The organism is Paenibacillus solanacearum (assembly GCF_910593845.1).
Lineage (GTDB): Bacteria > Bacillota > Bacilli > Paenibacillales > NBRC-103111 > Paenibacillus_G > Paenibacillus_G solanacearum.
On sequence record NZ_CAJVAS010000015.1, the window covers coordinates 18968 to 40272 of the forward strand.

Annotated in this window: 14 protein-coding genes; 8 read left to right on the forward strand and 6 right to left on the reverse strand. The window is 53.9% G+C overall.

The window, feature by feature from the left end:
• Positions 1-195: 195 nt before the first annotated feature.
• Positions 196-2721: a U32 family peptidase gene (locus KXG62_RS17170; RefSeq protein ID WP_218093228.1), complete on the reverse strand. Its 2526-nt coding sequence runs from the start codon at positions 2719-2721 to the stop codon at positions 196-198.
• A 555-nt stretch (positions 2722-3276) separates the two neighbouring features.
• Between KXG62_RS17170 and KXG62_RS17175 the strand changes: the two genes are divergently transcribed.
• From KXG62_RS17175 to KXG62_RS17195, 5 genes are all read left to right on the forward strand, one after another.
• The gene (locus KXG62_RS17175; RefSeq protein ID WP_218093229.1) at positions 3277-6525 is read left to right on the forward strand and encodes an FG-GAP repeat domain-containing protein; all 3249 of its coding nucleotides are present in this window, start codon (positions 3277-3279) and stop codon (positions 6523-6525) included.
• Between the two features lie 153 nt (positions 6526-6678).
• Positions 6679-6930, forward strand: a complete 252-nt coding sequence (locus KXG62_RS17180; RefSeq protein ID WP_218093230.1) for an acyl carrier protein — start codon at positions 6679-6681, stop codon at positions 6928-6930.
• 4 nt (positions 6931-6934) lie between these two features.
• Entirely contained in the window at positions 6935-8134 is a 1200-nt protein-coding gene (locus KXG62_RS17185; RefSeq protein WP_218093231.1) for a class-II aminoacyl-tRNA synthetase family protein, read from the forward strand.
• 237 nt (positions 8135-8371) lie between these two features.
• Positions 8372-9289: a hypothetical protein gene (locus KXG62_RS17190; RefSeq protein ID WP_218093232.1), complete on the forward strand. Its 918-nt coding sequence runs from the start codon at positions 8372-8374 to the stop codon at positions 9287-9289.
• Between the two features lie 182 nt (positions 9290-9471).
• Positions 9472-10632: an MBOAT family O-acyltransferase gene (locus KXG62_RS17195; RefSeq protein ID WP_218093233.1), complete on the forward strand. Its 1161-nt coding sequence runs from the start codon at positions 9472-9474 to the stop codon at positions 10630-10632.
• Positions 10633-10681: 49 nt separating this feature from the next.
• Here the strand turns inward: KXG62_RS17195 and KXG62_RS17200 are convergent, their stop codons facing one another.
• Entirely contained in the window at positions 10682-10975 is a 294-nt protein-coding gene (locus KXG62_RS17200) for a hypothetical protein (RefSeq protein ID WP_246627495.1), read from the reverse strand.
• Positions 10976-11237: 262 nt separating this feature from the next.
• Between KXG62_RS17200 and KXG62_RS17205 the strand changes: the two genes are divergently transcribed.
• Positions 11238-12206, forward strand: a complete 969-nt coding sequence (locus KXG62_RS17205) for a sugar phosphate isomerase/epimerase family protein (RefSeq protein ID WP_218093234.1) — start codon at positions 11238-11240, stop codon at positions 12204-12206.
• A gap of 162 nt (positions 12207-12368) precedes the next feature.
• Here the strand turns inward: KXG62_RS17205 and KXG62_RS17210 are convergent, their stop codons facing one another.
• The 3 genes from KXG62_RS17210 to uvrB form a co-directional block, all read right to left on the reverse strand.
• Positions 12369-12584, reverse strand: coding sequence for a hypothetical protein (locus KXG62_RS17210; protein WP_218093235.1), 216 nt, complete (start codon positions 12582-12584; stop codon positions 12369-12371).
• 296 nt (positions 12585-12880) lie between these two features.
• Positions 12881-15763 carry an excinuclease ABC subunit UvrA gene (gene uvrA, locus KXG62_RS17215; RefSeq protein WP_218093236.1) on the reverse strand — a complete coding sequence of 961 codons (2883 nt, stop codon included), beginning with the start codon at positions 15761-15763 and terminating at the stop codon, positions 12881-12883.
• 22 nt (positions 15764-15785) lie between these two features.
• On the reverse strand, positions 15786-17792 hold the full coding sequence (gene uvrB, locus KXG62_RS17220) for an excinuclease ABC subunit UvrB (RefSeq protein ID WP_218093237.1): 2007 nt from the start codon (positions 17790-17792) through the stop codon (positions 15786-15788).
• A gap of 448 nt (positions 17793-18240) precedes the next feature.
• Between uvrB and KXG62_RS17225 the strand changes: the two genes are divergently transcribed.
• Positions 18241-19026: a flagellar motor protein gene (locus KXG62_RS17225; RefSeq protein WP_218093238.1), complete on the forward strand. Its 786-nt coding sequence runs from the start codon at positions 18241-18243 to the stop codon at positions 19024-19026.
• The gene (locus KXG62_RS17230; RefSeq protein ID WP_218093239.1) at positions 19013-19798 is read left to right on the forward strand and encodes a flagellar motor protein MotB; all 786 of its coding nucleotides are present in this window, start codon (positions 19013-19015) and stop codon (positions 19796-19798) included. The genes KXG62_RS17225 and KXG62_RS17230 overlap by 14 nt, the downstream gene beginning before the upstream one ends.
• Positions 19799-19925: 127 nt before the next feature.
• Here KXG62_RS17230 and KXG62_RS17235 read toward each other — a convergent pair whose 3' ends face one another.
• Positions 19926-21215 (reverse strand): PDZ domain-containing protein, encoded by a 1290-nt coding sequence (locus tag KXG62_RS17235; RefSeq protein ID WP_218093240.1) that lies wholly within the window; start codon positions 21213-21215, stop codon positions 19926-19928.
• Positions 21216-21305 lie beyond the last annotated feature (90 nt).

Genomic DNA, 21305 nt, shown 5'->3' on the forward strand with positions numbered 1-21305 from the left:
TGTATTTTCGGGAAAATTAGTCACCTGAGTAAGCTCTTAGTTTATGTAAAACAGTAGTGTCACTGTACAATCACTTTATAAAAAGCAGACACAACTAAGATCGTTTCTATGAAAATAGCCCTATGCACATACTTTCTAAAAAATATAAAAGACTTCCCGCCTCCATGAAAGAGGGGGAAGTCCCGTTACGTTAAACTATTTCACCAATTGCCCGCGCGTCACGCCCAGCTGGTTCGTCGCTTTTAACGACTTCCACACATGGGTGCCGCTGATCTCGCCATTTAGCGCGCGCTCGTACAAAGAGAGCACCTCGCGCACTTTATCCGGTGTTTCCTCCAGAAATTCGACGCGGTAAGTCGAAACGCCAAGCTCCATAAAGTTGGCTAAATACTCTGCACCGGACTGGTCAATTGCATTGTACACCGTGTTGCGGCATCCTTCATCCACTCGCACCGGATGGGAGAAGCCCACGCGGTCCTGCAGCGATGCGCGATGCTCCTCGCACGGACGGCCGCAGTTCGTATAGTCCGTTCCTTCGCTGAGGAACGTGCAGTATACGCAGTGCTCGGTGTGGAACATCGGCATGTGCTGATGGATCACGACCTCGAGCTTCGACGCGTCCGAACGGCGCAGCAGGTCGACCATCTGCTGGATGTTCAGATCGTAAGACGGTGTGACGCGGGTCAGTCCCGCTTCCAGGAACAGCGCCGCCGTCTTATGGTTGGCGACGTTCAGTGAGAAGTCGCCGATCAGTTCCGGCCGGGCCGCCTCAGGATGCTCGGCGAGGTAGCGCATGAACCAGTAGACGGCGCCCGTATTGCGAAGCAGAACAGCATCCGGCCCCAGGTTCAGGATGTTTCGAAAATAGCCCGTTTCGCCGGGCATATGAATGCGCGGGGTTGCCAGCGCAATCCGCTTGCCCGCCGCATGGGCGGCTTCCACGGCGGCGGGGAACTGCTTGATGAACTCGAAGTCGGCGTAGACGAGATCGACGTTCATCGAGCATGCCGCCTGCACCTGCTCCAGGCTGCGGCACAGCGCCGTCAGCCGCGAGCGCCCACGCCCGCCTGCGGACGCAGCCTCCGCAGCCGCACCTTGCGGCGTATCGCCGTATACGTCAACGCTGCGCTTGACGAAAGCCCGCGGCTGTTCCCGGAGCGCCGCGAGCGATTCCGCCGCGGTGCGGCGCATCTGGTTCAGCTCGCGCATCGGCACGATCAAGTCGCCGTTTAAGTGAACGTCGACCGAGGCCAGTGCAAAGATCGTCCCGCCGAGCCGGCCGAACTGTTCTTCGAACAGCGCAGCGTCCATCGGACGCTTCTCTGCCGGTACTAGGGACAGCTCCGATTCCACGGTCACGGAATGTCCCGCTTCGACATCCGTCCATACGCTCTTCAGCGGCTGTCCTGCTGAGCCGATCACCTTCACGTGAACCGGAAAAACGCGGTAAGGCTTATCCGTTTCGAACGTTTGCCGCAGACGCTTGTCCAAATGCGGATCGTTCGTCTTCCAGACCCGGTCTCCTACATGGATGCGTCCCAGATTGACGTCTTGACGTCCAGGCACGATTTCCACCAGACCACCGGGCGCTTCGCCCTCCAGCTTCGTGCCTTTCCGGCGCAAATCATAGACGCGGCCGCCCTCTTCTTTTTTCGTCGGATCGCCCGCATCAAAGACAATCCCGTCGCCCCGCTTGAGCGGCGCTTCCAGCTCGCAGAGCACCCCATCCCGCAGCACTTGCTTCACTCTTCCGAGATAGACACCGCGGCTCTTCGGGAACGTGCCGTCCACCAGTTGCTTGTTGTTCGTCCCTTTCAAGAATCCGAATGAAAACCCGCGCGAAAAGCTTTGCTCCAGCTCCCGCAGCTCCTCCTTGGTCGGCTTCGCATCCTTCCCTTCGAAGTAACGATCGATGGCGCTGCGGTATTTGCTTACGACGTTGGCCACGTATTCCGGGCTTTTGAGCCGCCCTTCGATTTTGAAAGAAGTGACGCCCGCCTCGATCAGCTCAGGCACCAGCTCCAGCGCCGCCAAGTCTTTGGGAGAGAGCAGGTAGGCCACATCCCCCATCGGCTTTTCCACGCCGTCCACCATCAGGTCATACGGCAGCCGGCACGCCTGCGCACATTCCCCGCGATTGGCCGAGCGGCCTCCCCACATTTCCGACGTCAAGCACTGGCCGGAATACGACACACAGAGTGCGCCGTGCACGAACACTTCCATCGGAAGCTTCGCTTGATCGCCGATCTGCTTAATTTGCTTCAGATTGTTCTCGCGTCCGAGCACGACTCGTTCGATATCGAACGGCTTAGTGAACTCCACCGCCTCCGGCGAAGTGATCGTCATTTGCGTCGAGCCGTGAATCGGAAAGTCCGGCGATATCTCGCGAATCAATCTGACGAGCCCGAGATCCTGGACGATGACCGCATCCACTCCGGCATCAATACAGGCATCGATCAAGTTTCGAGCGTCCTCCAACTCTTCTTCAAACACCAAAATATTAAACGTCAAAAAACCTTTGACGCCGTAACGATGCAAAAACGACATAATATCCGGGAGCTCGTCCATCTGAAAATTGTTAGCCCGGGCCCGCGCATTAAATTTTTCCACGCCAAAAAATATCGCGTCTGCCCCATTGGCGACGGCTGCCCGCATACAGTCCCAATCGCCCGCCGGCGCGAGCAGCTCTATATCCGATTTGCGAATGTTCGTTTCGCGCATAAGTTGATCGTTCCTCCACAATGACTAATTTCATAGCAATTTCTGAAACACTGAAAATAGGATCTATATCTTTCATAGTGTACCAGAAAAGAAACTTGTAAACCATGCGCCCTGCCCGGCCAGTGGAAGGTAACATTTTGAAGCTTGTCTGGAGTTTAGCCCTGCTACATTTTCCGGCGCCGAATCACTCGATTACGCCCCGAACTGCGTACCAAGCCCCTCCCGGTACCATAAAGGAAACGAGCTTTGGCACGAAAGCGTGAAATATGTCTCCTTCGAACAGCATGAACGGAGCTACAAAGGAAACCAACTGGAGAACCATACAGCTCGGCGAACCGCCAGCACCGGAAGACTTCGAAGACAGCGAATTGGAATCGACAGCAAACAGGCATCTATTATTAATAGAAGAAAGCGGTTTATTCCGAGCAGTTGATGAGAGCTTGTTCCGCCTGCCTTCGCACAATCCGAGCCGCCTCGACACAGTTTAACAAAGCCCGCTATCCGTGCTATAATGGCAAAGTAGTGTAACCATGCGGCAATAGAGGGAATTTTTGAATGAAAAAAATGAAAAGCAAGGCCGTTCTTACGGTGCTTTGCGTGCTTGCCGCGGCTCTTGCGGTTTTTCTGTTTACAGCCAAAAAAGAGCTGACGGTCCGCATGCTGTACGCGACGGAGGGCGATGCTTACGATCCAGCGGCATTCGGCCATCTCAGCCAATCGCTGGTGGCGAATTTGGACCTGACACGTGCAAGTTTGAGCGGTCTAAGCGCACGAAAGCTCCAATCGTACGATACAGTGTATTTGGACCCGTCGCTGCACGACAGCATGACCGACACTCAGCGAACGCTGCTGCAGGAATATGTCGCCAAAGGCGGTCATTTGTTCCTTGAAAATCGTTTCGCCGATACGTTTCCTCCCGATTTCCTCGGGGCCAAGCAGGTCGTCGACATCCCGCCTCCGGCCCGGAATTTGAAGCCGAACGGCGAATTGAACGATACCGGTCCGATGCAGTACCCGGAAGTGGATTATAACCTGCAAGGGCTGCAAAAGCTGCTGAAGCAGTTTGCCGACACGTATTTCAAGCATGATACGGAAAATACGCTTGCCCGGTTTTCATGGGGCAAAGGCGTCGTTCCTTCGACAGCCGTGACGATCGCTTCGATGAACGGCGTTTCGCTCTATACGCTTAATCGGATCGGCGAAGGCACTGTATTGTTCAGCGGCACGCTGCTGCCTAACCGGTACTACTTGAACGGATACGACTTGGGCAGCGGCATGGATCCGAAGCTTGGCTTCGACAAGCTGGCGGCAGAGCTGAACGCAGCGACCCAACCGGTACCCGGCGCGCTGTACTTTGACCGGAATCAGCTGCCGATCCAGCCTTACTTCCATTTTACGTTCGCAGCAGGCAGCGCTTTGTTCCGCTCCGAGTATGCCGCCTTCGTCGCCAAGGAAACGTTCGGCTACAGTGTAAAAAAAGTACTCGGGCCCTACGGTCGCCCGGCCATGGCGCATCAAAACCACTTCGAAGCGCTGGAAGCGATCCGCGACGGCGAAGGCATTCAATGGGCCGAGCTGCTGAAAAAGTACAAGCAGATTCCTTCGTTCTCGCTCGTCCGCTCTTCGTTCACTTGGGGGCGATGGCAGGAATCGGTGGCCGTGCATTTGAACACGGGCACGAATGCCAAGCCGGCGTTTGTCGGAGAAACGCCGAATTCGTTTTACTCCAGCGGCACGCGGCTCATGAGCGAGGAGGGGCCGATTCGCCTGGCGAATTACCCCGAGTACAAATCGCTCGGCGATGCAATCACGCTGCCGTACCGCGCTTATCCGGCGCTGGCGGATCTCGACGGCAACGGCAAGCCCGATCTGATCGTCGGCTCAGGCGACGGTCGGATCTATGTGTACCGCGGCATGGGAGCCGCCGCCGCGTCGGCTTACGCCGGACAGCAGCTCCCGGCGGACGTACCTGCTCCCGCCGCCTTCGTCAAGCGGGAGCCTGTGCGGCTCGCGAGCGGCGCAGCGCTCGAGACAGGCCCGTACGCCAGCGTCGCGGCGTACGATCTCAATGCCGACGGCCGGACCGATCTGATCGTGGGCCTGCCGGACGGCACGCTCGCCGTCGCCTATGGCGAAGCCGGCGGCACGTTCAAACCGCCCGTCCCGCTGCTGGCGGACGGGCAGCCTATTCGCGGCGCGTCGCCTCTGGCCGCGGCGGCAGGCGACGTCACCGGAGACGGCATTCCCGACCTTGTGGTCGGGGATGCCGCCGGCAAGGTGACGCTGTATCGCGGCGAGCGGAGCGCCTCCGGCGTGCTCGCCTTCGGCAAAGGCACGGTCGCTGCGCAGTTGCCCGCTAAATTCGCGGCACCGTCCGTCCGTGATATGGACGGTGATGGCAAACCCGACCTTGTCGTCGGCAGCCAGGAAGGCGACCTGCGCATCTACCTGCAGCAGGCCAGTGCGAGTGGCAGTGTCGCTTGGCGCGACGCTGGGGTAATCGAAGCCGCGAGCGTGAACCAGCTCGGAAATCATGCGCTCGTTGGCGGACACAATGCGGTCCCGTTATGGGCCGACCTGAACGGCGACGGCAAAGACGATCTGATCGTCGGACAGCTTGAATTCGGCATTCCGACGAACGTCGACGATCCGGCATTTCCTTATAGAGAGCAGCTGACCGCATTTATAGAATATACGAAAGCCCACGGGCTGGAGCTTTACCCGCATCTGTTCGTGCATAACTTTACAAGCGATGCCCAAGAGAAGCAGGAGATCGCCCTGCACCGCAAAGCATTCGACACACTCGGTATCCCTTGGGTAATGCCCGGTACCAATCAGCATACATGGCGCATCAACAATCCGGACCGGGCCCAGACGCTGCGCAACGAACGGGAAGCCGATATCTGGTTCAATTTTGGCTTCAAGCCAGCCGATATTCGCCACGAGCCTCGTCTTGGCATCGAGTATAACTGGGGCTTGCCGTTCCTGATGACGGATAGCTCCGGGCTTCCGGACATGAAGCGCCCGATGCTGCTGTCAACGCCTGCTCCGGTGCTCCGAACCGATCCGCGATACTCGACGGTAGATTTGTTCGAAGCGTACGCAGCCCAAGATATGCCGATTGATTATTTCGAGCATATCGAATATCATTTTCCGGCGAATACGCCGCCGCTGCTCGAATTCGTGAAATATTTGGACCAACTGCGCAACGAATACGGATATAACTTCATGACAGAGCCGCAGATGGCTAGAAGTTACATGAACACGTTGACGACACGCGTTGATTTATATCGTCCCTGGTATGAAGCGATCGCCGACCGGCTGAAAAAAATGCTCGGCATGATGGTAGAGCCCCGATTTCATGTGAAGCCGGACATCTCCGGAGTCCCTGCTCAAGCCGCCGAGTACAAAGGAACCCTCGGCCTTGTCGTTGAGCCGGGACAGCCTTACGCGGACAAGCAAGCAGTGACCAGCGCCGAGGTGAGGGATATCCGCGAGCATCGGCTGTATTTTGGAGCTTCTGACGATACGGTCGTCCGGTTTACAACTGCAGACCGGGCCGCTTCGATGGAAACGAAGCTTCACATAACACGCTCCAATACGCCTTATACACTGCAAAAGTCCGGGACGCAATGGACGTTGGCACTAAAGGCGCCGGGCATGCAGCAAATACAGCTGAAAAGCGCGCAGACGCTCTCCATTGAAGGCGACGCGCTAACCGTAGAACGCGACGAAGCACAGCAAACGTACACGGTCACGCATTTCGGCGACCCGGCCACCGTCACGGTGCGCATCTTGCCCTAAGGCTTCCGTAAAAACCGGCACTGCCCGGTCCAACACACATAACGTACATGGATGAACGCGCGGACGGTTCCGCCAGGCATTTTGCAGCCCGGCGCCCGTCCCGCTCCCATGTTTTAAGCATATCTCATTTTTCCATATCAAGGAGGCCTACTTATGCAAGAGCTGCTGGAAGAGCTGGAGGCTCACATCAGGAACCGATATGAAATCGAGGAAGACGATGATGAATTTACGCCGGACGTACATTTGTTCGATTACGGGTACGTCGACTCGATCGGCGCTACCGCGCTGATCGCCCACATCGAGAAAACATACGGCATGCAAGTGACGAACCAGGACTTGATGCTGTATCCGCTCAACACCGTCCGCGAAATCGCGCAATTCATTCACAACAAGAGGGCGAGGTAGCACCATGGAATGTATCGTATCACTGGAGGGTCTTGCCTCGAGTCAGCATGGCCAGTTGAAATATGCAGTGGCCTTTATTGACGAAACGATTCAGAACATCACACTGGAAGCGAACCAGATCCGCATCGCACATCAGTCTCCGAAAGGAAACGAAGCAATAGAGAGCCGTGTGCGCCGTCTGATCGAACGTTTCTCCCAAGGCGATTTCGGCTTTAAGGAAAATATTTTGTTCGAGCATCGTGTGAATACACCGTACGAAGGCGACATTATCGCCGAACTGACCGAGCGCAAAATTATAAAGGTGCTGGAACCCGGCCTGTTTATTTTCCGCGAGCCGTTCTCGAGCCTGATGCGCTTTCTCGATTACAGCTTCGTTTCGAAAGTCGCGGGCCGTTTCGAGGGCGTAACGGAAGAGCATTATCCGGCGGTTATTCATGCTGATACGCTCAATAAAACGAATCACTTCACCTCGTTTCCGGAGCATATCCATTTCCTGACGCATTTGCGCGAAGATCTCGACATCATTGAAACGTTCTCCCAATCGATTCGCGATGCCGGGGGCTGGAAGCAGGAAGGCCAGCCGCTTGATTTGAACGAAACGATGCCGAAGCCGAAGTTCACGATGAACCCTTCGACCTGCTACCACTGCTATGAAGGGCTGCAAAATGAAACGCTGGAAGGCGAAGGACGCATTGTGACGGCGATCTCCAAGTGCCACCGCTTCGAATCGCGCAACCATACCGATTTCGGACGGCTGCTTGATTTCAGCATGCGTGAAATCATCTTCGTCGGCAAGCCGGATTTCGTGAAGGAGCATCGTCTGCAAGCGATCGAATATTTGAAGGAACTCGCTGTAGAATGGAACGTGGACAGTATGCTGGAAATCGCCAACGATCCGTTCTTCACGAACGACTTCCAAGTGAAAGCTTCGTTCCAACGCAATCAGGAAATGAAATACGAGCTGCGTCTGTCGATCCCGCGTATCAACAAGTCGATCGCCTGCAGCTCCGTCAACTTCCACAGCAATACGTTCGGCAATGCATTTAATATTAAGATGGGCAAACGAAACGCCGTTACGGGCTGCGTAGGCTTCGGGATCGAACGCTGGGCATTTGCTTTCCTGTCGCAGTACGGACTGGACGAAGCTGCGTGGCCTGCCGCCTTCCGCGAGCAGTATCACGCCTGGCAGCAAAAATCGCTCTAGGCATCCGCCCGCAAGTGAAGTGGAGTTGACCTATCGCTCTAGACCTTTAGCGCAGTCGTTGTCCGCCTGTTTCAAGCGATAATCCGGTCTTGTCATCATGCTATGCTAACCGGATGTTCCATAGGCATCGTCAGGCCGCTTCGGTCCTGCACCCCGATGGAAACAGATCCGTTATATTCGGCTGGCGTTCTCCATGGCCAGCCTCCAATTCATCCATAAAGCGTGGTTTACAAACTTATGATTGCGTTTCTGAGGAAAAACAGCTTCGTGCTGTTTCTGCTAGCCGCCTTCGTACTGTCGGATTGGATCATCGGTACCTGGGATCCGATGGTCACATCGCGGCGTTTTTATAAAAACGACTTCACCAAAACGTTATTCCATCATCAATGGCTTGATCACGGGCCTGTCTTCTTCGGCAATTCGGCTGTGACCGGCGCTTATATCGAGGAGCAATCGAAGTCGAGGCTGATCGAGATGGGATTGTCATACGGCAAACTGACGGACTTGAAGGCGATTCTCGAGCAGGAGCGCTTCCGGATGGAAGGGCAGCTTGTCATAGGCATCGACGTGCATACGATGATCGACAGCTTGGAGACAGACCCTACGTACCCATGGTTCAAGCCGTGGTATCAGCCTTATGCATACACATACCGGGACTACTTCCGCGATTCGGGCACCGAAATCGTAAAGCAGCTCTATAAAGGCATAGTAGAGTTGAATCCTTCCGAGCTGCTCGCTTATCAGCCTCGATGGATCGATAAAGAGCTGTACTTCGGACAAAAGCCGGGTGACGAGCTCCGCACCAAGTGGGCCGACTACGATAAACGATTCGGCTGGATGTCGCAGCCCGATTACAAGGAAAACCTGGACGCACTGTCTTGGATCATCGGTTACAGCCAGGCGCATCAGCTGCCGCTGAGGGTGGTTTGGATGCCATGGAACCGCGGCTATCAACTGCCGCCCTACATGCCGGGTCTGCAGCAGGAAGTAAACCGCAGGCTGGACGCAGCCGGCGTTCCCGTTCTGAATCTGCTCACGACATACGACCCGAAATATTTTCACGATCTCGTTCACTTGAGCCGGCAAGAAGGCGCTCCCGTGTTTACGAAGGAGGTGGACGCATGGCTCGCTTCGCTCGCAAAGCCTTCGAAGTAATCATCTATCTCGCCATGCTCATTATGGTGCTCATTTATTTTACAGGCAAAGGTTTGTTTATTTATGAAGGCTTTTAATGGCTTGATCTCTGCCTGTGCCGTATCGCATATGGCTGCAATGGTATGGCGGTCTGCATGGACAGGCCTTGGCATTGGCCGGCACCGGCATGGAGGTAATGACGCATGTGGTATTTAAACATGAACGCGGTGATGGCGATCGCCGGCATGGCCCTTGTGCTGGCTTGCACCCGCTGGTGGCCTGCGAATAAGCGCGTGCTGCTGCTTGCGTTCAATCTGTGCTTCCTGCTGCTGTTCAGTAAGAAGCTGTTCGCTTTTTATTTGGCCTATACGGCGCTCAATTATTTGGCTTTCCTGCTGTTATGCCATACCGAACGTTTCCGCAAGGGCTGGTTTATCGGGCTGATCTTCCTGAACGTCGCGGGCGTATCGACGCTGCGTTTGTTTGGTATGGACGTGTTCACACATCCGCTGTTCGACGCAGTGATCCTGCTCGGCCTCATTTACAACGTCCTGAAAGTGATCGATGCGCTGTACTTCGCATACTTTTTCGGCAAAGACGCCCGCGCGTCCGTACTCGATTATTTTAATTATATCTTGTTTATTCCGACGTTTACGTCCGGACCGATCTTGAAGTTCCGCGATTTTATGGCCGACACGAAGCAGCCTCACCGGATCGACGCGGCGCAGACGGAGCAAAGCATCAAACGTATCCTTGTGGGCATGTTCAAAAAAATTGTGCTCGTCACCTGGATGACCGATGTTTTCAATCACTTTACGCAAGGCCAAGGTGAGCTTTATACGCACGAGTCGTTATTTTTGATGGTATGGTTTTACGCACTTATCTTTTTCGATTTCTCCGGTTATTCGGATATTGCCGTCGGCTTCGGACGACTGATGGGCTATAATATTCCGGAAAATTTTAAAAAACCGTTCCTGTCCCCCACGCTCACTCAATATTGGAGGAACTGGCATGCGACGCTTGGAGATTGGTTTCGCGACCATATCTTCATCTTCTTCTCCCGCCAAACGCCGACGAAATGGACCGCAGCCTGCTTGTCTGTCCTCATTATGGTACTGATCGGCTTATGGCATGGGTTCTCATGGCTTTATGCGCTGTGGGGCGTGTATCACGGCATATTGCTTGCGCTGGAAAATATGTTGGGACGTACCACGGTGAACAAGAGGAAAGTATCGCGCATGTATTTTTACGGCCGCTGCCTTTTAACGCAGCTGTTCGTTACCGCAGCGGTCATTGTGTATGGCGGCAGTGAGGAAACGGTAATCAAAATATACAAAGGGCTTGTCCATTGGCCCTTTTCGTGAAGTAGGAAAAGCAGCATTCCCGTTACGCGGACTGCTGCTTTTTGCTTTGTTATGAAGCGTCCGACTGTTTGACTATGGGCTGATCCTCTTCTTCTCTTGCCATGGAGGATATGATCGAACAATGTATATCTTTCCCGGTCGTCGAAATGAATAGCTCCCCTATGCTTTGGTAAATGTTATTGCTGTCCATCTTGTGCACCTGCACATTGCCCGACTTGGCATTGATGTTCAGCAGAAGCTGCCCTGGTAGCTCTACAAGGCAATGAAACTTTTTAAAGCTGTTTGGGAAGCGAAGCCAGCTGCCTGATACGGTTTCAACGATTTGGGTGTCTTTAACGATCATTCGATCCGCCCTCTCTTTAAAAAGTTTGTTGTCCTTTCAATTTCATTGTATCGGAAACGCTCTGCAAAGAAACAGGAACACTGTCGAGGCTCCATGTCGAAGCAGCTTTTTTTAATTGACCTATGACTGGTTTGGTTCAGGCTGTCGAGGTTTGTCCGAAACTCACACTTTGAGATGCGGGATAGTTAATGTTATAATTTGGGTTGGACTTATCGATTGAACACGCGTACATTTCCTAATATTCCTTACGGAGGTGCTTTACATGAAATTAGGCGTATTTACCGTATTGTTTGGGCAAAAGCCTTTGGAAGAAGCGCTCGACTATATTGCGTCCAAAGGATTGGAAGCTGTTGAAATCGGCACGGGCGGATATCCGGGCAATGCACACTGCAACCCGGATGTGCTTCTTGCCGATGAAAGCAAATTGAAGGCATTCAAGCAAGCCGTGCAATCACGCGGATTGACGATCAGCGCCTTAAGCTGCCATGCCAACCCGCTTCACCCGCAAAAGGCGATATCGCAGGCGGACCAAAGCCTGATCCTGAAAACGATCGACCTCGCGCAAAAGCTGGAAGTCCCTGTCATCAATACGTTCTCCGGCTGCCCGGGAGACTCCGATGATGCGAAGTACCCGAACTGGCCTGTCGCTCCGTGGCCGCCTGACTTCCAGGAAATTCTCGACTGGCAGTGGGCTAATAAAGTGATCCCGTATTGGACGGAAACCGGAAAATACGCTTCCGACCGCAGCATCAAGATTGGCCTCGAGCTTCATGGCGGCTTCTCCGTACATACACCGGCCACACTATTGCGCTTGCGTGAAGCGGCTGGCGAAGCGATCGGTGCCAACCTGGATCCAAGCCATATGTGGTGGCAAGGCATCGATCCTGTACAAGCTGTACAAATTCTTGGCCGCGCCGGCGCGATTCACCATTTCCACGCCAAAGACACGACAATCGATCCAATCAACGTCAACCGTTACGGCATCACCGATATGCAGCCATACACCAATATGCTGGATCGGGCATGGCAGTTCCGTACCGTCGGTTACGGCCACGACCTGAAGACATGGGCCGATATTATTAGCGCCCTTCGTCTGGTTGGATATGATTATGTCGTCAGCATCGAGCACGAAGACGGCTTGATGTCCGTTGATGAAGGCTTCACGAAAGCTGTACAAAACTTGCAGCAAATTTTGATCAAAGAGCCGCTTGGTGAAATGTGGTGGGCGTAACCTGATAACCCCTACCGGCAGTCGGTGAGGAAACAAAAAAGGCACTCCTTGCATACTTCGAAAAGTATCGTAAGGAGTGCTTATTTGTATAAAAAAGCCCCGGACAAGCGTCAGCGCATTTGCCCGGGACCTTCGTTTGGTTATTTTCGAACTCGCGTTGTACTACAGTCTTCCCATCCAGCCAAGCACCATCACAACGTCCATGGTTACAAATACGGCTAAACTAACCAATCCAAAGCCGATGGCAAACGGATTTTTCTTCGGTGCGGCAAGCAATCGAACGACACCGATCACGATCACGATGGTGAACAAAACGACGAACGGATCAAATCCGGAGTACGTACTGGCCGTTGTTGCTGCTCCTTCAGCCAAAAACATGGAGAGACCTCCTTCTGTATACAGAAATGCTTAATTTCTATCTTAGCTTGACTAGCCTGGAAGTGCAAGCGGTTTGCCTTAGCTGTAACAACTTTGTCAACTTTATGAACCACGTGAAAAGGTTGCTGTGGCGAACCTTCCCCTGAGCCTCTTTGCTAAGCCAATTTTCGTTAACCAAATCAAACATCAATTATACGATGTCCACTTTTTCTACATTTTATAACTTGATCTTCCATCTTCATTCGCACAAAAAGCGCCCTCAGCCTTACCCGACAGGCGCCTTCTGTATCCGATTGCTAGACTACCGCCTCGTTCATGTCCTTCAATCGCCGGTTGTAATCTTCGGACCGGACACGGTCTCGCTCCAGAATGGGCTTCAAGTATTTGCCCGTATATGAGCCCTCCACCTTCACCACATTCTCCGGCGTACCGGTAGCGACGATCATACCGCCCCGATTACCGCCTTCCGGTCCCAAGTCGATGAGGTAATCGGCCGTTTTGATCACGTCCAAGTTATGTTCAATGACAAGGACCGTTTCTCCATTCTCTACGAGCCGATGCAAGATCTTAAGCAGCCGGTCAATATCGTCGATGTGCAGACCGGTTGTTGGCTCATCAAGAATATAGATCGTTTTGCCCGTGCTTCGGCGGTAAAGCTCGGCCGCCAGCTTGACGCGCTGCGCCTCGCCGCCAGAAAGGGTCGTAGCCGGCTGTCCGAGATTCATATAGCCTAAGCCAACGTCCAGCAGCGTCTGCAGCTTGCGATGAATTCTCGGCACGTTTTTGAAAAACTCACATGCATCCTCGATCGTCATTTCCAGCAAGTCCGCAATGCTTTTACCTTTATACTTAACCTCAAGCGTTTCCCGGTTATACCGTTTGCCTTTGCAAACTTCGCATGGCACGTATACATCCGGCAGGAAGTGCATCTCGATCTTAATAATACCGTCGCCACGGCACGCCTCGCAGCGCCCGCCCTTAACGTTAAAGCTGAAGCGTCCCTTCTTGTAGCCGCGCACTTTCGCTTCGTTCGTCGCCGAGTATACGTCGCGAATGTCGTCAAACACGCCGGTATACGTAGCCGGATTGGAGCGAGGCGTTCTTCCGATCGGCGACTGGTCAATATCGATCACCTTATCGACATGCTCCAGCCCTTTAAACTCCTTATACTCGCCCGGACGCACCTTCGCTCCGTTCAACTCTTTGGCCAGCGTCTTAAACAAAATTTCGTTAATCAGCGTACTTTTGCCAGAGCCCGATACACCTGTCACGCAGCTGAATACGCCCAACGGAATTTTCACGTTGACGTTTTTCAGATTGTTTTCTTTGGCTCCCTTAACTTCCAGCCATTTGCCGTTCGGCTTGCGGCGTTCGGCCGCGACGGGAATAAACCGTTTGCCGCTTAAATATTGGCCGGTCAAGGAATGGTCGTTCTGCATGATTTGCTCTGGCGTTCCCTGGGCCACGACTTGCCCGCCGTGAATCCCCGCTCCCGGCCCGATATCAATAATATAATCGGCGGCCATCATCGTATCTTCGTCGTGCTCAACGACAATAAGCGTATTTCCGAGATCGCGCATATGTTCAAGCGTCTTGATCAGTCGGTCGTTATCACGCTGGTGCAGCCCGATGCTCGGCTCGTCCAAAATGTACAGCACGCCCATTAAGCTCGATCCGATCTGCGTAGCCAGCCTGATCCGCTGCGCTTCGCCGCCGGACAACGTGCCTGCCGCGCGATGCAGCGTCAAATAATCCAGACCGACATTGACTAGAAATCCGAGACGCGCTCTGATTTCTTTGAGAATAAGTTGAGAGATTTGCACCTCCCGGTCGGTTAAGGCAAGCCCTTCAGACCATACCTGCGCCTCCCCGATCGACAGAGAAGTGACATGCGCAATGTTCTTATCGTTGATCGTGACGGCGAGCGTCTCCGGCTTCAAGCGCTGCCCTTTGCACTTGGAGCAAGGCTTGGCGCTCATATAGGACTCGATATGTTCCCGAATTCCTTCGGAGAACGTATCGCGATAACGCCGCTCCAAATTGTGCACAATACCTTCAAAAGCGACCATCGCTTCCTTCCGGTGCCCAAAATCGTTCTCGTATTTGAATTTGACCTTCTCTCCGCCCGTGCCGTAGAGCAGCTTATTCATTTGCTCCTTCGTGAGCTCGGATACCGGCTTGTTTTGCGGGATGCCGTAATGCTCACAGACGGCGGCCAAAAATTGCGGGTAATAGTTCGAAGTGCTCCCTGCCCACGCTTCGAATGCGCCTTCGTCGATGGAGAGCTTCGGATTCGGGACGAGCAGCTCCGGGTCAACGATCATCTTCATGCCTAAACCGTCGCAGTCCGGGCAAGCACCGAACGGGCTGTTGAAGGAAAACATCCTTGGCGCCAATTCCTCCATGCTGAACCCGCATTCGGGACAAGCCAGGTTTTGGCTGAACAGCAGCTCCTCCTTCTCCATGACGTCGACGATGACACGCCCATCGGCCATCTTGAGGGCGGTTTCGAGCGAATCGGCAAGCCGGGTCTGTACGTCGGTCTTGACGACGATCCGGTCAACGACCACTTCAATGGTATGCTTCTTGTTCTTATCCAGTTCAATCTGCTCGGACAGCTCGCGAATCTCGCCGTCGACGCGAACCCGGACGAAGCCTTGCTTCTGGATATCGGCGAACAGCTTCGTATGCTCGCCCTTTCGGCCGGAGATGATCGGCGCCAATATTTGCAGCCGGGTCCGCTCCGGGTACTCCATAATCCGGTCGACCATCTGCTCAATCGTCTGCGAAGTGATTTCGATCTTGTGCTCCGGACAATGCGGACGACCGATTCTGGCGAACAGCAAGCGCAAGTAGTCGTATATTTCCGTTACCGTACCGACGGTAGAACGCGGGTTGCGGCTTGTCGTTTTCTGATCGATGGAAATCGCCGGCGACAAGCCATCGATCGAGTCGACATCCGGCTTGTCCATTTGGCCGAGAAACTGCCGCGCGTACGCGGACAGCGACTCGACGTATCTTCTTTGCCCCTCGGCATAGATCGTATCGAACGCAAGCGACGACTTGCCCGAGCCGCTGAGCCCCGTCAATACGACGAATTTATCGCGCGGGATGGTGATGTCAATATTTTTCAAATTATGCGCCCGCGCGCCTTTAATTACGATGTTATCCCTGCTCACGATCCATCCAACCTTCCCTTCGTTACAGCTCCGCCTTCAGCTCCATGACCGCATCGCGAAGCTCAGCGGCGCGTTCAAACTGCAGGTTTTTGGCTGCTTCCTTCATTTCTTGCTCCAATCGTTCGATCAGCGACATGCGGTCTTTCTTCGACATCTTCGCTTGTTTCACTTCGGTTAAATAATCTGCCTTCGATTCGGCAACCTTCGTCGCCTCGATGACGTCTCTTACTTTCTTCTGTATCGTTTGCGGCGTAATGCCGTGCTTCTCATTATAGGCCATTTGAATCGAACGGCGGCGGTAGGTCTCCTGAATCGCTTTGGCCATCGAATCGGTCTCTTTGTCCGCATACATGATGACCCGGCCGTTGGCATTCCGCGCCGCACGGCCGATCGTTTGAATGAGCGAACGCTCCGCGCGCAGGAATCCTTCTTTGTCGGCGTCCAGTATCGCGACGAGCGACACTTCCGGCAGATCGAGGCCCTCGCGCAGCAGGTTGATGCCAACCAGCACGTGAAATACGCCCAGGCGCAAATCGCGAAGAATCTGCATCCGTTCGAGCGTCTTAATATCCGAGTGCAAATAACGCACCTTGATGCCGATCTCCTTGAAATAATCGGTCAAGTCCTCAGACATTTTCTTCGTCAGCGTCGTTACGAGCACGCGTTCGTCCTTCTTGATCCGATCCTGTATTTCTCCGAGCAGGTCGTCGATTTGCCCTTTGGTCGGACGAACCTCGATCTCCGGATCGACCAGGCCGGTAGGCCGGATGATTTGCTGCACCATCTCGGGGCAATGCTCGATTTCATAAGGGCCCGGCGTCGCCGAAATATAGACGATCTGCTTGACCTTCTGCTCGAATTCCTCGAACCGCAGCGGCCGGTTATCGAGCGCGGACGGCAGCCGGAAGCCGTGATCGACGAGCACTTCCTTGCGCGCCCGGTCGCCGTTGTACATCGCCCGGATTTGCGGCAGCGAAACATGGGACTCGTCCACAAGAATCAGCATGTCGTCCGGGAAGTAGTCCATCAGCGTGTACGGCGTCGCCCCACGTTCTCGGAAAGTCAGCGGCCCCGAGTAGTTCTCGATGCCGGAGCAGAAGCCCATCTCCTGCATCATCTCAATGTCGTACCGTGTCCGCTGCTCCAGCCGCTGCGCCTCAAGCAGTTTGCCCTGCTCCTTCAGCTCGGCCAGCCGTTCTTCAAGCTCCCTCTCGATATTGACGAGCGCGCGCTTCATCGTATCTTCATGCGTAACGAAGTGGGAGGCCGGGAATATGGCGATATGATCCCTTTCCCCGACGATTTCCCCGGTCAGCACGTCGATCTCGGTGATTCGTTCGATCTCGTCCCCGAACAGCTCGACGCGAACCGCGTGTTCGCCGCGGGAAGCCGGAAAAATCTCAACGACATCACCTCTGACGCGGAATGTGCCGCGAACAAAGTTCATGTCGTTGCGCTGGTACTGGATGTCGATCAGGTTGTGCAAAATGTCGTTGCGCGACCGCTCCATACCTACCCGCAGCGACAGCACCAGGTCCCGGTACTCCATTGGAGAACCGAGACCGTAAATGCACGAAACGCTGGCAACGATAATGACGTCCCGGCGTTCGAACAAAGAGCTGGTAGCGGAGTGGCGGAGCTTGTCGATCTCTTCATTAATACTGGAATCTTTCTCGATATACGTATCCGAAGACGGAATGTACGCTTCCGGCTGGTAATAGTCGTAATAGCTTACGAAGTACGACACCGCGTTGTTCGGAAAAAACTCCTTAAGCTCGCTGCAAAGCTGCGCCGCAAGCGTCTTGTTATGGGCGATCAGCAGCGTCGGCCTGTTCAGCTGAGCGATCACGTGGGCCGCGGTAAACGTCTTCCCCGTTCCCGTCGCTCCAAGGAGCGTCTGATGTCTTTTCCCTGAACGAATGCCTTCTACCAGCCTCGTTATCGCTTGCGGCTGATCTCCCTGAGGGGTATAATCGGAGATCAGCTCGAATTTGCGATCGCTGTAGATTACTTCATTCCTTTTATTCATTTCATCACCCATCCGCTATAGAGTGTTTTCTTTTCTATCTAAACTTTTGTGTGCGCTTTTCCGATAAATAGTTATGGTCATTTGTGCCGGTTCGACTTCGTTCGACGAACATTCCGCAGCCAAACGGCTGTAACGTTGTCGAAAAACGTTGATCATGACAGGGCCTTCCACGGGTTCTTCCAATGAAACTTTGCCTTGGTGATCGCAATTTCGGTTCAACCGGTCGCAGGATCAAAGACAGCTCACATGAAGGACCGAAACGAACCGTCAATTGAACCGGACGTTTACCGACCTTATAAGAATATTTGTTCCCATATATTATACCTTTTTTCTCACTCTGTTGCAAACGAATCCCATTTCCTGTTTTTCCTTGTACACTGGGTTGGGACAAGTGACCGGCAGATGCGACAAGCATTATATTATAGTGAATCTAGGGGTGGAAGCGAAAGTGGATTTAACTACAGTATTAGGTCTTTTATTAGGGATCGGCGCCTTGCTTGGGGGGTATATTTGGGACGGCGGCCATATGAGCGCCTTGCTCATTCCCAGCGCCGCGCTAATCGTATTCGGCGGTACGTTCGGCGCCGTCATCGTCAGCTTTCCTATGTCCCGCTTGAAAGAACTTCCAAAGGCGCTTGCCATGGCATTTAAAGAAACGAAGCGTGATCCTGCGGCCATCATCGATGAGATCGTCGATATGGCAACGGTTGCGCGCAGAGAAGGCGTGCTTGCGCTTGAGCAGCGCGCGCAGGAGCATCCGAACCACTTTTTGCGGGACGGGCTCATGATGGTCGTCGACGGCACCGATCCGGAGCTGACCCGGCAAATCCTGGAGCTTGAGATGGATGCACACGAAAATCACCACGAAGGCTGGGCAAAAATCTTCGAAGCCGGCGGCGGTTACGCTCCGACGATGGGCATTATCGGCACCGTCTTGGGCCTGATTCACGTGCTTGGCAATTTATCCGATCCCGGCAGTCTCGGCCCGGCCATCGCCGTTGCGTTCGCCGCAACGCTGTATGGCGTCGCCTCCGCCAACGTAATTTACTTGCCGATCGCCAATAAAATCAAAGTTCGCAGCAAAGAGCAAATTTCCGAGATGGAACTGATGCTGGAGGGCATCCTCGCGTTGCAGGCTGGCGAAAATCCGCAGCTGATTAAGAAAAAACTGAATTCCTTCTTCCATCAAGAACAGAAAAATGGCGAAGAAGGTGAAAGCAATGGCGAGGAATAGAAAGAAAAATGAAGCGCATGAAAATAGCGAGCGATGGCTCATTACTTATTCCGACTTAATTACACTGCTGCTTGTCTTTTTCATTATCATGTACGCCATGAGTAAGGTGGACGTATCCAAATATGAGATTTTGGCGCAATCTCTCGCCTTTGAATTCAAAAAGGCCGACACGATGATGCCAAACGGCCTCGGCGTCATGGGAGCCCAAGGTCCGGGTAAGGGCGGCGATGCCGACCAGGAGCTTCAACAGCTCGCGAAAGAAGCGAAGGAAAAAGAAGAATGGGAAAAACGCGAGAAGCAGCTGGAAGATCTGCTGCAAAAAATTCAAACCTACATCGAACAAAATAATTTGCAGGCGCAAATCTCGGCGGCCAATACGCCCCGCGGCGTAGCCGTGACGCTGAACGATCTCTTTCTGTTCGACCTTGGGAAAGCGGACTTGAAAGCAGCCGCGTATCCGATTCTGAACCAGCTTGCCGAACTGATCCCGACGTTGAATGCGGTGATCAGCATCGAAGGCCATACGGACGATCTCCCGTTATCCACCGGGTCGGCGTATAAGGACAACTGGGGTTTATCCCAGGCGCGTTCGCTGTCGGTCTTACGCTACTTCATCTATAATTCGCAGCTTGATCAAAAGAGGTTCGTCTCGACGGCCTATGCCGATACGAAGCCGATCGCAGCGAATGACAGCGCGGAGAACCGAGCCAAAAACCGGCGCGTCGAAATCGTCGTTTTGCGAGAAGCCGCCCCAAGTTCCATCAAGAAGTAAAACTGCCATTGTTTCAGCGCTGACCGACTACAGGCGGGAATCACAGGCAGGTTCTACCCATCACAGCCTAAGAATAAGAAGCATCGCAAAAAGCCGCTGGCGCGCAAAACGAACGCCAGCGGCTTTTTTACATTGATTTGGAGGAAGGCTTCTTGCTGCCTGGAAGCCCTTGTACTTTCGAACGGAAGTAAGCCAAGATCGACGGTTGCGCCGCTTTGGCATAATACAGCGCGCCTTGATCCGGCGCCAATATAATGCCAAGCTGATGATGCTCTCCCGAGAACACCGCCCGTTTTACAAACTTGCTCTCCCCTGCCAAATTGATAATTTCCAGCTTGCAAAAGGCTGGATTCGACCGCATCGCTTCATGAAGCTCCTGCTTCGATCTTACAGGTATACCGTTCACCTTATACACGGACTCGCCGACAAGCAGCCCCAGCTCTTCCGCCGCACTGCCCGGTATAATGCCTAATATTTTGAGCCCCTTGGCGCCATGAACAAAGTATGGGCTTCGTGCGCTTTCATCCCAGTGGCTGTACCAGATGATCGCCTCGTGCAGCACAATGCACAGCAAGCTGGCAGCTGCGAGAAAGACCGGCCACATCGCCGCTATCCCGGCCAAGCCGAGCAGGACTATCGCGTATATAAACAACAGATTGGAGCTGATGCGGACCTTGTCGTTGGGCAGCCGGGACATCGTCATCTCCGCGAAGCCGATCATGACCGGAAAACCGATAATCGTCCAGCCGCCCTGCCACAGGTCTCCTCCGAGCAGCGGCGTCCACGGCAGCGCATTGCCCGCCCCTTGCATAGGTACGAGCAAAAACAAAGTTACCGGCCAGAATCCTTGCAAATGATAACCGCCGACAATTTTACCGCGTTTGCTCTCATAAAACATCGGTGTTCCGAAACGGGTTCCTTGCTTGCGAACATAGATAGCTTCGACCAAGTGCAGCACCGCTACCAGCGCCAGCAGCGCAGGCATGTTGATCTGACTGATCGCATCAGTCAGCCAGGCAACCGCGGGGATCGTGCCAAGCGGCGGTACGACGTGCAAGATCGCCTGCAGCAGGCCGATCGCTCCCACCGCGTAAGCCCAGCATAAAAAACGTACCTTAATGAAAAGCAGAACCAGGGAAACGCCCCAAAGCAGCAGTGTCGCTCTCGGCTCCAGCGTCGCGCCAACCGCAGCCATGACGACGGAGGCGAATATCCCTCCAACGAAGCCCCAGAGCACGGTTCTCCACGTCTCGGAAAGCAGCGAATGCAGCCGCGTTGCGAACAGTCTCCGTTCCAGCGCAATTTGCCTTCGATACTGCAGCACGACAAACAAAATACCTACATAATAAAAAGGATGCAATAACAGCTGCAGTAAGGCATGCAGCCCTCGATTCCCCACTTCCAATGCAGCGTCCATGGCTTGCTCCTTTGCGCGACAAAATGAAAAGAAGGTCAAGCTTCATTTCCTGAAGCCTGCCTTCTTTAATGATTTCGACGCGAGCGATGC

Coding starts and splice junctions, on each gene's coding strand:
- KXG62_RS17170 (WP_218093228.1), bottom strand. CDS start 2,721: ATGCGCGAAACGAACATTCGCAAATCGGATATAGAGCTGCTCGCGCCG.
- KXG62_RS17175 (WP_218093229.1), top strand. CDS start 3,277: ATGAAAAAAATGAAAAGCAAGGCCGTTCTTACGGTGCTTTGCGTGCTT.
- KXG62_RS17180 (WP_218093230.1), top strand. CDS start 6,679: ATGCAAGAGCTGCTGGAAGAGCTGGAGGCTCACATCAGGAACCGATAT.
- KXG62_RS17185 (WP_218093231.1), top strand. CDS start 6,935: ATGGAATGTATCGTATCACTGGAGGGTCTTGCCTCGAGTCAGCATGGC.
- KXG62_RS17190 (WP_218093232.1), top strand. CDS start 8,372: ATGATTGCGTTTCTGAGGAAAAACAGCTTCGTGCTGTTTCTGCTAGCC.
- KXG62_RS17195 (WP_218093233.1), top strand. CDS start 9,472: ATGTGGTATTTAAACATGAACGCGGTGATGGCGATCGCCGGCATGGCC.
- KXG62_RS17200 (WP_246627495.1), bottom strand. CDS start 10,975: ATGATCGTTAAAGACACCCAAATCGTTGAAACCGTATCAGGCAGCTGG.
- KXG62_RS17205 (WP_218093234.1), top strand. CDS start 11,238: ATGAAATTAGGCGTATTTACCGTATTGTTTGGGCAAAAGCCTTTGGAA.
- KXG62_RS17210 (WP_218093235.1), bottom strand. CDS start 12,584: ATGTTTTTGGCTGAAGGAGCAGCAACAACGGCCAGTACGTACTCCGGA.
- uvrB (WP_218093237.1), bottom strand. CDS start 17,792: ATGAATAAAAGGAATGAAGTAATCTACAGCGATCGCAAATTCGAGCTG.
- KXG62_RS17230 (WP_218093239.1), top strand. CDS start 19,013: ATGGCGAGGAATAGAAAGAAAAATGAAGCGCATGAAAATAGCGAGCGA.
- KXG62_RS17235 (WP_218093240.1), bottom strand. CDS start 21,215: ATGGACGCTGCATTGGAAGTGGGGAATCGAGGGCTGCATGCCTTACTG.